11 protein-coding genes are annotated in these 12,432 nt (G+C 34.5%); 7 read left to right on the top strand and 4 right to left on the bottom strand.

Going from position 1 to position 12,432, the window contains the following annotated elements; translation table 11 throughout:
• The 4 genes from LKL37_RS18770 to recG all read left to right on the top strand — a co-directional run bounded on the left by LKL37_RS18770 (position 1) and on the right by recG (position 4,821).
• Positions 1 to 396: a DUF1016 N-terminal domain-containing protein gene (locus tag LKL37_RS18770; RefSeq protein WP_431611980.1), complete on the top strand. Its 396-nt coding sequence runs from the start codon at positions 1 to 3 to the stop codon at positions 394 to 396.
• An 84-nt stretch (positions 397 to 480) separates the two neighbouring features.
• On the top strand, positions 481 to 1,992 hold the full coding sequence (locus LKL37_RS18765) for a peptide MFS transporter (RefSeq protein WP_431611979.1): 1,512 nt from the start codon (positions 481 to 483) through the stop codon (positions 1,990 to 1,992).
• A 41-nt stretch (positions 1,993 to 2,033) separates the two neighbouring features.
• Complete coding sequence (locus LKL37_RS18760; RefSeq protein WP_431611977.1) at positions 2,034 to 2,567, top strand: thioredoxin family protein; 534 nt, start codon at positions 2,034 to 2,036, stop codon at positions 2,565 to 2,567.
• Positions 2,568 to 2,727: 160 nt separating this feature from the next.
• On the top strand, positions 2,728 to 4,821 hold the full coding sequence (gene recG / locus LKL37_RS18755; RefSeq protein ID WP_431612153.1) for an ATP-dependent DNA helicase RecG: 2,094 nt from the start codon (positions 2,728 to 2,730) through the stop codon (positions 4,819 to 4,821).
• 622 nt (positions 4,822 to 5,443) lie between these two features.
• Here the strand turns inward: recG and LKL37_RS18750 are convergent.
• The 4 genes from LKL37_RS18750 to dapA form a co-directional block, all read right to left on the bottom strand.
• Positions 5,444 to 5,890 (bottom strand): response regulator, encoded by a 447-nt coding sequence (locus tag LKL37_RS18750; protein ID WP_431611975.1) that lies wholly within the window; start codon positions 5,888 to 5,890, stop codon positions 5,444 to 5,446.
• Positions 5,883 to 6,464 (bottom strand): helix-turn-helix domain-containing protein, encoded by a 582-nt coding sequence (locus LKL37_RS18745; RefSeq protein ID WP_431611973.1) that lies wholly within the window; start codon positions 6,462 to 6,464, stop codon positions 5,883 to 5,885. The genes LKL37_RS18750 and LKL37_RS18745 overlap by 8 nt, the downstream gene beginning before the upstream one ends.
• A 285-nt stretch (positions 6,465 to 6,749) precedes the next feature.
• Positions 6,750 to 7,262: a GNAT family N-acetyltransferase gene (locus LKL37_RS18740; RefSeq protein WP_431611972.1), complete on the bottom strand. Its 513-nt coding sequence runs from the start codon at positions 7,260 to 7,262 to the stop codon at positions 6,750 to 6,752.
• A 221-nt stretch (positions 7,263 to 7,483) separates the two neighbouring features.
• Complete coding sequence (gene dapA / locus LKL37_RS18735; RefSeq protein ID WP_431611971.1) at positions 7,484 to 8,356, bottom strand: 4-hydroxy-tetrahydrodipicolinate synthase; 873 nt, start codon at positions 8,354 to 8,356, stop codon at positions 7,484 to 7,486.
• A gap of 107 nt (positions 8,357 to 8,463) precedes the next feature.
• On the opposite strand from dapA, the gene LKL37_RS18730 reads away from it, so the two are divergent.
• Genes LKL37_RS18730 through LKL37_RS18720 form a run of 3 tightly spaced genes read left to right on the top strand, consistent with a single transcriptional unit; the run spans position 8,464 to position 12,429 of the window.
• Positions 8,464 to 9,222 (top strand): 5'-nucleotidase C-terminal domain-containing protein, encoded by a 759-nt coding sequence (locus LKL37_RS18730; RefSeq protein WP_431611970.1) that lies wholly within the window; start codon positions 8,464 to 8,466, stop codon positions 9,220 to 9,222.
• Positions 9,222 to 10,172 carry a bifunctional metallophosphatase/5'-nucleotidase gene (locus LKL37_RS18725; RefSeq protein ID WP_431611969.1) on the top strand — a complete coding sequence of 317 codons (951 nt, stop codon included), beginning with the start codon at positions 9,222 to 9,224 and terminating at the stop codon, positions 10,170 to 10,172. Before LKL37_RS18730 ends, LKL37_RS18725 begins: the two co-directional genes overlap by 1 nt.
• Position 10,173: 1 nt before the next feature.
• Positions 10,174 to 12,429, top strand: a complete 2,256-nt coding sequence (locus tag LKL37_RS18720; protein ID WP_431611968.1) for a hypothetical protein — start codon at positions 10,174 to 10,176, stop codon at positions 12,427 to 12,429.
• Positions 12,430 to 12,432: the final 3 nt, after the last annotated feature.

Here is a 12,432-nt window from a genome sequence, read left to right as displayed (position 1 = left end):
ATGGAAATCTCCGAAGATTCTTTATTCCAATCCGTAAAGGAAATTGTTAGACAATCGCGCGAAAAAGTTTTTCGAATAGCGAATTCTACGCTACTGCTCACTTACTGGCAGATTGGAAAACTTATTGTTGAAGATGAACAACAGGGAAAAGAACGGGCAGAATATGGAAAGTATACGCTGAAAAAACTTTCTCAGAAGCTTACATTAGAATTTGGAAAAGGGTTTGATTATACCAACTTATCCAATATGCGGAAGTTTTACACAGCATTTCCAATTGTTGACGCATTGCGTCAACAATTAAGTTGGACTCACTACAGACTTTTTCCATTCACAATGATAAAAACAATTTATTTGCCAGCAAATACCTGCTGTACCTCCCAAAAGAAGAAGAATTAAAACAAATTATTGATCAGGACAGAATCCGTTTTGAACTGGATCAGGAAAATAAAAACCCTAATTAGAACTTAATCATATATCATTATGAGCTTAACTTTAGATGAAATACAAAATTTCAAAGGAAAATATCCCAGACAAATCTGGAGCCTGTTTTTCTCTGAAATGTGGGAACGTTTCTGTTTCTACGGAATGCGCGGAATGCTGGTTTTCTTTATGATCTCACAGCTTAATTTCCATGAAAAAGAAGCCAACCTTCAATATGGTGCCACCCAGGCCTTCGTATATGCCTTTACTTTTGTAGGAGGTCTTTTTGCCGATAAAATTTTAGGATTCCGAAAATCCCTGTTCTGGGGTGGTCTTCTAATGATCGTAGGAAGTTTAATTCTTGCCACAGATCCCCACAAATTCTTTTTCTTAGGAATAGCATTCACTGTAGTAGGTACAGGTTTCTTCAAACCTAATATTTCATCTATGGTAGGTCAGCTTTATAAACCTAATGATTCAAGAGCGGATGCAGGATTCTCACTTTTCTATGCGGGAATTAATCTTGGGGCATTATTAGGAGGTTATTTGTGTATTGCCATCGGTAAGGGAGAATTTCTAAGTAATGTGATCGCAGAAGAGATGAGATGGCATATTGCTTTCGGACTTGCTTCAATAGTAATGGTGGTAAGCTTAATTAACTTTGTATTCACTCAAAGAACATTGGGCACTATTGGCCTACAGCCAGGACATCCTTTAGCAGAAGAAAAAACAGCTCCAATACCAAAATGGAAAGAATACGGAGTATATGTTTTATCATTGGTTTTTGTACCTATCATTATGACAATGGTTGCTAAGACAGAATATACAGATTATTTTATGTGGACCATCGGGCCATTAACTTTAATCTATTTGTTCTATGAAATGTCTAAAGTAACAGCTTCAGAGCGTAAAAAGCTTTGGGCAGCACTAGTATTTATTATATTCTCAATCATATTCTGGGGAATTTATGAACAAAGTGGAGGTTCTTTAAGTATTTTCGCGGCTAAAAATCTAAACAAAGACCTCTTAGGATTAGACCCAAATGGGGTGAATAACTCAGGAGGAGCTTTCTTCATTATTTTCCTTGCTCCATTAATCGGGCTTCTTTGGATCTGGCTCAACAAAAGAAAAATTGAACCTAACACGATTATCAAATTCGGATTAGGATTTATTTTCCTAGGATTAGGATATTATGTTTTGTTTGCAACCCGTCTATTTGCAGACCTTCAGGGAATCACTTCACTGAATTTCTTCACATTGGCATTGCTAATCATTACTCTTGGAGAATTGTGTCTCTCTCCTATCGGATTATCCATCATGACCAAGCTTTCTACTAAGAATCTTCAGGGAATGATGATGGGAATGTGGTTTCTCGCTTCTGCCTATGGACAGTATGTTGCAGGGATTATCGGAGCCAGTCTTGCTACCGCAAAAAAAGGTTCTACCAACTATGATGAATTAATCACTTATACTGATGGATATAAACAATTGGGTTTATACGCGGTAATTGCCGGAGTGGTATTAATTTTGATATCTCCGTACGTGAAAAAATTAATGCAGGATGTAAAATAAAAAATAAGTAATTATGCTTATTTTTACATAAATACCACAATATGAAGAAAATTTTAAGCATAGTACTCTTATTTTTATTAAATTTTAGTTTTGCTCAGGTAAAGTGGATGACCATTGAGGAAGCTCTCAAAGCTCAAAAGGAAAATCCAAAAAAAATACTGATTGATTTCTATGCAGATTGGTGTGGCCCATGCAAAATAATGGATAAGAAAACTTACGGGCATCCGGTAATTGCTCAGATTTTAAACGAGAATTACTATCCTGTAAAGTTTAATGCAGAAGAAAAAAAGAGTATTGAGATCTTCGGAAGAACATTTTCCAATCCTGATACTGAACATAAAAAAGGAAAAAACTCACTGCATGAATTCACCCAATATATGAATGTAGGAGCCGTCCCAAGTACAGTATTTCTGGATGGACACGGAGATCCTATCACCATTCTTCAGGGGGAACTTTCAGCAAAAGAACTGGAACCTTACCTGGAACTGATCTCGAAAGATTTATTCAAAAAAATCAAGACCAGAGAGCAATGGGAGGATTATCAGAAAAAGTTTAAATCTAAAATCAAAGATTAATTTAGAACTTTGAATCCTGATTTTCGGTTTCAATTCTAAAAATTCACTATAGAGACTTCCAATTTTTTTGGAAGTCTTTTTTATTTTACCGAAATTCGAACCTTTATTTCTTTTGTCAGAAATAAGGATCAAAAAAATTCTAAAATCCGCATCCCGAAACCTGAAGATGAATCTCGAAACCTCCATAGAATATGTAAAAGGAATAGGTCCGGAAAGAGCCAAACTCATCAAAAGTGTGTTGGGCTTATCTACCGTGGAAGATATGCTGAATTTCTATCCTATCCGCTACCTGGACAAAAGTAAAATTTATACCGTTTCCCAACTGAAAGAAGAAACCAGTCAGGAAATACAGCTAAAGGGAAGAATCACTCATGTACAGGAAATCCAGACTGGAAAAACGAAAAGATTATCTGCAAAATTCAATGATGAAACAGGCAGTATGGATCTGGTTTGGTTTCAGTATTCCAAATGGCTGAAAGAGCAGCTTCCTATTAACAAAGAGGTTTATATTTTTGGGAAGATCAATGTTTTCAACCGTCAGTTTTCTATGCCTCATCCGGAAATAGAAGCTGAAGAAAATAAAGAGGGAGATACCCGTCTTAAACCGATTTATCCAAGTTCTGAAAAACTGACTAAGAGAGGTTTAAATCAAAGATTTTTTCAGAATGCATTGAGAAATATCTGCAGGGAGATTCCCAATCTTATTGAAGAGAATTTTCCGGATTACCTGATGAAAACCTTTAAGTTTATATCAAGGCAGCACGCTTTTCTGAATGTACACTTCCCAAAGGATCAGATCCACTTTGATAAGGCTGATTATAGATTGAAATTTGAAGAATCCTTTTTCTTTCAGCTAGGATATGGATTAAAAAAACTCCATCATAAAACACAGTCTCATGGTAATCCTTTTCCTATTATCGGAGATCATTTCAATGATTTTTATGAAAATCATCTTCCTTTTGAACTTACGAATGCACAGAAAAGAGTTTTAAAGGAAATTCGTTTGGATATGAAGAGGCCGATTCAGATGAACAGGCTTTTGCAGGGCGATGTAGGCTCCGGAAAAACAATGGTTGCTCTTCTTACAATGCTGATCGCTATGGATAATGGCTTTCAAAGCTGTTTGATGGCCCCTACGGAAATTCTTGCTCAGCAGCATTATAACGGGATCAAAGAATTATTAGAAAAAACAGGAATCAATATCCGCCTTCTAACAGGATCTACCAAAGCTGCGGAAAGAAGAATTATACATGAGGAACTAGAAAACGGTTCTCTTTCAATCTTGGTTGGAACTCATGCTGTTTTAGAAGATAAGGTTAAATTTAAAAATCTTGGATTAGCAATTATTGATGAGCAGCATAGATTTGGAGTTGCTCAAAGGGCTAAACTCTGGGCAAAGAATAAAATTCCGCCTCATATTCTGGTGATGACCGCCACTCCTATTCCAAGGACACTGGCAATGAGCTTTTATTCTGATCTGGATGTTTCTGTAATTGATGAGATGCCTGTAGGAAGAAAACCTATTATTACAGCTCACAGACGTGAAAAAGACAGATTATATGTGTATAATTTCTGTAAAGATGAAATTAAAAAAGGCAGGCAGGTCTATTTCGTATATCCTCTTATTGAGGAATCTGAAACGTTGGATTATAAAAATCTAATGGAAGGACTGGAACACGTTATGGAGTTTTTCTCAGATTATAACGTAACCATGCTTCACGGAAAGATGAAACCGGATGAAAAAGATGCTGCAATGGCTTATTTTGCTTCCGGGAAAGCTGAAATCATGGTGGCAACTACTGTGATTGAAGTGGGTGTAAATGTACCTAATGCTTCGGTAATGGTAATTGAAAGTTCAGAAAGATTTGGGCTTTCACAGCTCCACCAGCTGAGAGGGCGTGTGGGAAGAGGTGCTGAACAGAGTTACTGTATTCTGATGACCTCTGACAAATTATCCAAGGAAAGCAGAACACGTATCAAGACAATGACTGAAACTAATGATGGTTTTAAAATTTCTGAGGTGGATATGCAGCTTCGTGGTCCCGGAGACATTCTGGGTACTCAGCAAAGTGGTGTGGTAGATTTTAAGAGACTGGACCTCATCAATGATTCGGCGATCATTAAGACTACAAAAAATACGGTAGAAAGAATCCTGGAAGCTGATCCTATGCTTTCCAGACCCGATAATCTGATCATCAAAAACTATTATATCAGATATTACAAAGGGAAAAATAAATGGAGTAAAATTTCATAAAAAAAACCGCAGAAAAATTTTCCTGCGGCCCCCTTATAAAACTGTTATTTAGAAGAAATTACTTTTTGGTCTGCTCCAAAAAAATTTATTTTAATAGTTCTAGCTTAATATTTTGTGATGTGGTGTGGTGTGAAAATATTTATATACAATATTATTTGAATAAGTTAAAAACCATAACTATTAAAATAAATTATAAAAAACAAAATGAATTATTTTTTCCAACTTGCTTATTATAAAAACTAACTGTGTTTCGGTGGAGATGAGGGAATGAAACGAATAAAAATATCTCCAACTACTTTTGAGTTTTCATGATTGTACCGTTTTGTTTAAAGATCTTCTATGCTTTAAAATTGGAAAATTATTATAATCCATTTTGTTTAACTAACATCGTGATTTATATAATTTTTTGTTCTTTAGAAACAATTACTTCTCATTCATCTGTATCTTCTACTATATAATGAAATTTGTGTCTGAGTTTACTTTTACAAATGTCAGTATATTAATTCAAATCCTTTTTATATTATTTTAATTATTAGTTATAAAATTTTCACTTATTTGTGAATAGTATGCAATAAATATGATTTATGATTTATTAATATTAAATTAATAAATCCTTTATTAATCAAACTTTAAGGATGAAATGATCTTTGTTTAATCCTGATGTATGATACTGCCAATTGATGGTAATAACTTCCGACAGAACCTTTTTAAGCTTCTCAAAACACTCGGGTTTTTTCATGAAAATATTAGCTCCTTTTACAAAAATATCTTCTATCTCATCTTCCGGAATAGGTTCAGAAAAAATAGCTGTAACCATGTTATTGAATTTTGAATTTGATTCAATTTCTTCAAGGCATTCCATACTTTCTTTTCCGGGGATTGTATATTTTATGAAAACGATTTCCGGAACTACAGCATCTTCATTATTAAGATATTCCATCAGATCTTTCCCGTTGCTGAAGCATTGAACTTTTATAGAGATTTTCAGCTCTTTCAGAATATTTTTAAAAAAAATTAAAGTGTTTTCATCGTTATCTGCTACTATTACGTTCAGAAATTCTTTATTCATACTGCATTTTTGGGTTTATTACCGTGCTTTGGATTCTTCTTCGTTTGCCAATAATTTTTTGAAACTGAGATGGTGTAACTCCTGTTGTATTTTTAAACTGAGTGCTCAAATGTGCCACACTGGAATAATTCAGTTTATGGGCAATTTCTGTAAGGCTCTGTTTATTTCGTATAATCAGGGCTTTCGCATGCTCAATTTTTTGAAGAATAATAAAATTCTCAATTGAAGTATAGGCAACTTCTGAAAATAGATTGGAAAGATATCCGTAGCTGTGATTCAGTTTTTCAGAAATATAAATAGATGCTTTTACCGGTATAATCTCATCAGAAAAGACCAATTCTACGATGGCATCTTTTATTTTTTGTACCAGTGCAGTTTTCTGGCTTTCTATGATTTCGATACCATAATCTTCAAGATTCTTCTTAAAAAGATTATGCTGTTCCTGAGTAAGGGGCTCATAGAACTCCACTTCACCGAAGTTCAGCAACCTGTACTTCAGCCCGTGTTCTTTAAGTTTCTCGTCCAATACCTTTTTGCAAAGGGCATTGAAATCAAATTTAACATACATTTTCATCCTAGTATTATATAAGCCAATATTATTTAGTAAATATAACAATTTATTTCATTTAAAAGTGAAATAGCTGTCTTTTTTTTATTTTGGGGTATATACGCAAAAACTCCTGTATTATTGAATACAGGAATTTAAACACTAAGGATGAAAAAAATATACTGATAAAAAGCTGTTCAGCTCAAAACCAAGCATATGAATGTATTGTTATAAGTGATTTGGTTCTGAAGCAAAGATGAATCAAAAAAACACATCACTTGTTATAGAATTATAATTAAATGTTACAGAATTTTAAGTCAAATCAAAGTGAATTATATACTCCATTTGATAGTCATCCATCACGAAACCATTCCCTATATCCAAAATCATTTCATTATATACTTTAAAATCCTGAGATTCATAGAATTTTTTTGCGTTGTTGTCTTTGTTTACGTTTAATATGATTCTTTTGTCATTACTTTCAGCAAGTTTTTCCTTCAGAAAGTCAAGTGCTCCTTTCCCAAACCCCTTTCCTTTGCTTTCCGGAACAAGATAAATTCTGTGCAGCTTTGTCGTACCCTCTTCATAACCATGTTCATAACCAATAAAGCCTTCAAAAGAATCATTATTCTCATCAAAAATTAAATAATAATGATAGTTTGTATTCTCAAGATGCTTTGAAATTTCAACTTTAGAATACATTTCTTCCAACATATAATTGATCTGATCATTGGAAATAATACCCACATATGCACTCTCCCACGACCTTCTTGCCAAATCCTGAATCAAAGGAATATCCTTTTCTTTTGCTTCTATTAATTTCATTATTTTAAATTTTGTTTCTATTTTAATTTCAAACGTAAACTTTATAAAAATTCTTACCTGAATATATTAAATTTTATACTTCAACAAGCCTTCCATTCAGCAAAAATGGAATACAAAAAAGGTGAAAAGTATTAACCTTTCACCTAATAAGTTTATTGGAATATTAAAATGTTACTGGAAAAATTCAAAATTCGTGACCAGATAACATATTCAGCCATTCTTTAAATGTTTGCCATTTCAGCTTTAATCTTAGCATGAAGACCTTCTGAAGCCTTTACTAAAGGAAGTCTTAAGAAATTTTTGATAATCCCTTTTTCAGTCAGAATTACTTTAATACCACAAGGATTTCCTTCAGCAAAAATAAGACGGGTAATATCTACCAGCTTATTATGGATCTCATAAGCTTCTTTTACCTTACCTTCAAAAGCTAACTGAACCATCGTAGAGAATTCTTTAGGATACGCCTGTCCGATTACAGAGATCACGCCATCTCCTCCTGCAAGCGTTACTGGTAATGTATATTCATCATCACCTGAAACTAAAGAAAATCCTTCAGGTTTCTTTCTCAAAATATCAAAATATTGTAAAATATTAGGTGAAGCTTCCTTAATCAGGAATAAATTTGGAAATTCTTTTGCCAAACGAAGCGTTGTATCTGCTTCTACATTCTGTCCTGTTCTTGAGGGTACATTATAGATAATAATATTCTTCCCTGTGGAAGCTAAAGCTTTATAGTGCTGGTAAAGACCTTCCTGATTCGGTTTATTATAATACGGAGATACTGAAAGTACTGCTTCAAATGCTGAAAGATCTGCTTCTTCGATCTGTTTCTTTACGTCAAGAGTATCGTTGCCGCCAATTCCTAAAACTAAAGGAAGACGTTTATTATTCACCTTAATGATATGCTCAATTACCTGTTTCTTCTCCTCTGCAGAAAGCGTAGCGGCCTCTGCCGTAGTTCCCAATACTACTAAATAATTGGTTCCGTTTTCGATATTATATTCAACAAGTTTTGTTAAACTGTCGAAATCAACGGATAAATCTTCATTAAAGGGCGTTACCAATGCAACACCTACTCCTTTTAAAATGCTCATCTGTTAGAATTATTTTTGCCAAATTTAATCATTTACTCTAAGAATTTGTAATAAATAATAATGTTTTATTATACATATAGTTATATTTGCATATACTAAAAGATATTATGAAAAATAAATTCTTGTTACTAGGAATTGCCCTGGCGTCCCTTACAGCATGCAAAACGGCTTCTTCGCCGCAGCTTGCGAATGTAAAGACCCAGAAAAATATTTCTATTAATAATGAGCTAAAAAATGATGAGGAATTTGTAAAATTTATTGAGCCCTATAAGCAGAAACTGGATAAAGAAATGAACCAGAAGATCTCACACACCAATGTGGATCTTACCAAGCAGGGCGACAACAGCAATCTGGGAAATCTTTTAGCTGACTATACGTTTGAAGGAGGTAATGAATGGATAAAAACTCATCTTAAACAAAATGTAGACGCTGCGCTGATCAATATAGGAGGAATTCGTACTACTATCGGGAAAGGGGATATTTTACTCAAAAATGTATTTGAAGTAATGCCTTTCGAGAATGAGGTCGTGATTGTGAAAATGAAGGGGGCAGATTTACAGGGGCTTTTTGACTATTATGCAAAAACGCAGGTCAACAATCCTGTTTCTCATTTATATATTGAAACCAAGAACGGACAGGTCATCAAATCTTTAATCAATGGAAAAGAAGTAGATCCGGCAAAGGATTATTATATTGCTACTTCAGACTATCTTGCACTGGGTGGAGACAATATGAAATTTTTTGCAAAAGGAGAATCTATTGCAACAGGGATTAAAATGAGAGATCTATTTATTGATTATTTCAAGAAAGCACCTGAAGTTGCAGCCAATTCTGATGTTCGTTTAAATTTTATCGGGAAGAAATAATGGATAGAAAAAGTTTTTTAAAAGCAATAGGCGGTGGATCTTTAGCAATGGCTTTAGCTCCCAATATGATGATGGCGGAAGAATTAAAAATTCCTGACTTAAAATCCGCAAATAAACTGACTATTCTTCATACTAATGACCAGCATAGCAGAATAGAACCCTTCGATGCAAGCTATACCAAAAATCCTAATCAGGGAGGTTTTGCAAGAAGAGCCAGCTTAATTCAGCAAATCAGAAGTCAGGAAAGCAATGTACTGCTTCTTGATTCAGGAGATATTTTTCAGGGAACTCCTTATTTTAATTTCTTTGGAGGAGAACTGGAATTCAAATTAATGTCCATGATGAAATATGATGCTTCCACTATGGGTAATCATGATTTCGACAATGGTCTTGACGGATTTTTAAAGGTACTTCCGAATGCGAAGTTTCCTTTTATCTGTTCCAATTATGATTTTAAAAACACCGTTCTTGATGGGAAGACTTCCCCATATAAGATATTCAGCAAGAATGGAATCAAAGTAGGAATTTTCGGTGTTGGTATTGAACTGGACGGTCTTGTAGGCAAAAAGCAGTATGGAGAAACTGTTTATTCTAATCCGATAGATGTAGCACAACATTATTCAAACTTCCTGAAAAAAGATCAAAACTGTGATCTTGTGATTTGTCTTTCACACATCGGTTACGACTATAAAGATGAACCGAATAAAATAAGTGATAAAATTTTAGCAGCCAATACAGAAAATATTGACATTATCCTAGGTGGCCATACTCATACATTCTTACCAGAACCTCAATCCTATACCAACAGACAGGGCAAAAATGTACTTGTAAACCAGGTGGGATGGGCAGGACTTCTTTTGGGTAGAATAGATTTTTATTTTGATATAAACAAAAACGTAAAGCATATTTCCTGGAACAATCAGGCAATAGACAGCAGCATAACCGCATAATATGAAAAAACTCTCTCTAATTTCTCTTGGTATTTTAGCATCTCTGCAGTTTACAAAAGCACAGGTCATTTCATCAAAAAAATGGGCAGATCTATTTTCCTACAACAATGTCTTCGCTATGAAAGAAGATAATGGAAAAATTATTGCAGCCACAGAAAACGGAATATTCTATTATACAATAGCAACAGGAGAAATTACGAAGTTGTCCAAAGCCAATGGCCTCCATAATATAGGAATCACAGCTTTCGATTATAACCCTCAAACTAAAACAGGGCTTATCGGTTATGAAAACGGCTCCATGGATGTCATCACTCCACAGGAAATCAAATATATTGTTGATATCCCTATTGCGACCGGCTACAACGGAAATAAAAAAATCAACCATATTTCTATAACAGGAAATCAGGCTGTCATTTCAGTGGGCTATGGACTTTCCATATTTAATCTGAACAATAAAGAATTCGGAGATTCTACATTTTTCCTGAATGGTGGTATTTATGAAGCAAGTAATGAAGCAACCATATTTGGGAACAAAGTATATTCTGTAACCAATACAGGATTAAAGAGTCATCAAATGAATACTACTTTCCCGGTGTATTCTACATGGACAACTGAGGTTCCCGGAGCATTCAAGCATATAGATTCAGAATCTGAGCTGGTATTTTCAAATGCTACTGCAGCATATGCTTACAACAACGGTGCTCCAATACAACTTCCTACTAATTTTAGTAACATTCGTGATGTAGTTGTTACATCCAATACTATTATAGTTACAGACAACAGAGTTTATACTTATGGAATAAACGGAGTATCCCAAAATGCAGTAAGTCTTGGAGAAGAATGCAATACTGCACTAACCGCTGGGGGTAAAATCTTAGGAGGAACAGTACTGTCAGGGATAAAAGACGAAGGTAATACTACCTATAAACCGTCAGGGCCTTATTTCAATATCGCGTATAACATCAATCTGTTTGATAACAATCAGATGCTTGTTTCTACCGGAGCAAGAGCCAATAACTATAACGAACCGGTTATCAATCCTAAAAAACCTGGCTTCTATTATTTCAACGGTACAGAATGGATTTATCCTTCCTATTTTATTAATAATACAAAATACATTAATATACTAGATGCTACAATAAGTCCTTTTAGTAACAATGAAGTATTCTTTGCGAATTATACAATGTTTGATAACGGGGTGTATAAAATGAAATACAACGCTTCCAGCAAAGACTTTGAATTTGTAAAATACTATAATCTTGGGGCACAGCCTTATTACAGACGTCCAGTAGGCTTTGCTACAGACTCCCAAAGTAACCTTTTTGTATCTTTTGGATTTAATGATGGAAACCCTTCTATTGGAATCTTTGATAAAGCGGCGGATGATTTTGTTATCAAAAAATTAGTTCTTGCCAGTGATGGTATTCAGAAAACTGTTTTTCATGAAAACATGCTATGGACTCCTCTACCGAGATCCAATAACTTCTGGGTATATGATTATAAAAATGCAACCAATCTTTCTGATGACACCAATTATATTCTTGCCGAAAACAATGGGCTTCCAGGAAGTTCAGGAGGTGTGCTATCCGTAGCATTTGACAAAGCCGGTGATGCATGGATTGGTACAAACAGTGGTTTAAGAGTAATGCCTAGTGCTTCATCTGAAATCAAAAATTCTCATCCTACAATGGAACCTATTGTAATAGAACAAAATGGTCTGGGAGAAGAACTTTTCAGAGAATCAGCTATTCTTCAGATTGCTGTAGACGGAGGAGATCACAAATGGGTATCTATTGACGGAGGTGGTGTATATTATCTGTCTTCTGATGGCCAGAAAACCATAAAGCACTTTACCAAAGAAAATTCACCTCTTCCTACAAATAGTGTCACAGACATAAAAATTGACAAGAAAACAGGTAAAGTGTATTTTGTAACTTATAATGGTATTGTAACTTATCAGGGTGATGTTGCAGATGTAACCTCCAATTTTGGTGATGTTTTGGTCTATCCTAACCCTGTTGTTTATTCCAATTTCAAGGGAAAAGTGACGATTAAAGGTCTTGCAGAAAAAACCAATATAAGAATTGTAGATGCTGCAGGAAATGTAGTTCACTCTGCAGTAGCACGAGGAGGTTATTATGAATGGGATCTTAGTAATCAGAAAGGAATAAGAGTAGCATCAGGTATTTATTTTGTTCTGATGACCAATGAAGACGGATCTGACAAAGCTACAGCCAAAATAGGAGTAGTCAATTAATTA

This window comes from Chryseobacterium sp. 'Rf worker isolate 10' (genome assembly GCF_050753305.1).
Lineage (GTDB): Bacteria > Bacteroidota > Bacteroidia > Flavobacteriales > Weeksellaceae > Chryseobacterium.
Note: the sequence above shows the minus strand (reverse complement) of the source record. Positions and strands in the feature narration are given on the sequence as shown.

Coding starts and splice junctions, on each gene's coding strand:
- LKL37_RS18770 (WP_431611980.1), top strand. CDS start 1: ATGGAAATCTCCGAAGATTCTTTATTCCAATCCGTAAAGGAAATTGTT.
- LKL37_RS18765 (WP_431611979.1), top strand. CDS start 481: ATGAGCTTAACTTTAGATGAAATACAAAATTTCAAAGGAAAATATCCC.
- LKL37_RS18760 (WP_431611977.1), top strand. CDS start 2,034: ATGAAGAAAATTTTAAGCATAGTACTCTTATTTTTATTAAATTTTAGT.
- LKL37_RS18750 (WP_431611975.1), bottom strand. CDS start 5,890: ATGAATAAAGAATTTCTGAACGTAATAGTAGCAGATAACGATGAAAAC.
- LKL37_RS18745 (WP_431611973.1), bottom strand. CDS start 6,464: ATGAAAATGTATGTTAAATTTGATTTCAATGCCCTTTGCAAAAAGGTA.
- LKL37_RS18740 (WP_431611972.1), bottom strand. CDS start 7,262: ATGAAATTAATAGAAGCAAAAGAAAAGGATATTCCTTTGATTCAGGAT.
- dapA (WP_431611971.1), bottom strand. CDS start 8,356: ATGAGCATTTTAAAAGGAGTAGGTGTTGCATTGGTAACGCCCTTTAAT.
- LKL37_RS18730 (WP_431611970.1), top strand. CDS start 8,464: ATGAAAAATAAATTCTTGTTACTAGGAATTGCCCTGGCGTCCCTTACA.
- LKL37_RS18725 (WP_431611969.1), top strand. CDS start 9,222: ATGGATAGAAAAAGTTTTTTAAAAGCAATAGGCGGTGGATCTTTAGCA.
- LKL37_RS18720 (WP_431611968.1), top strand. CDS start 10,174: ATGAAAAAACTCTCTCTAATTTCTCTTGGTATTTTAGCATCTCTGCAG.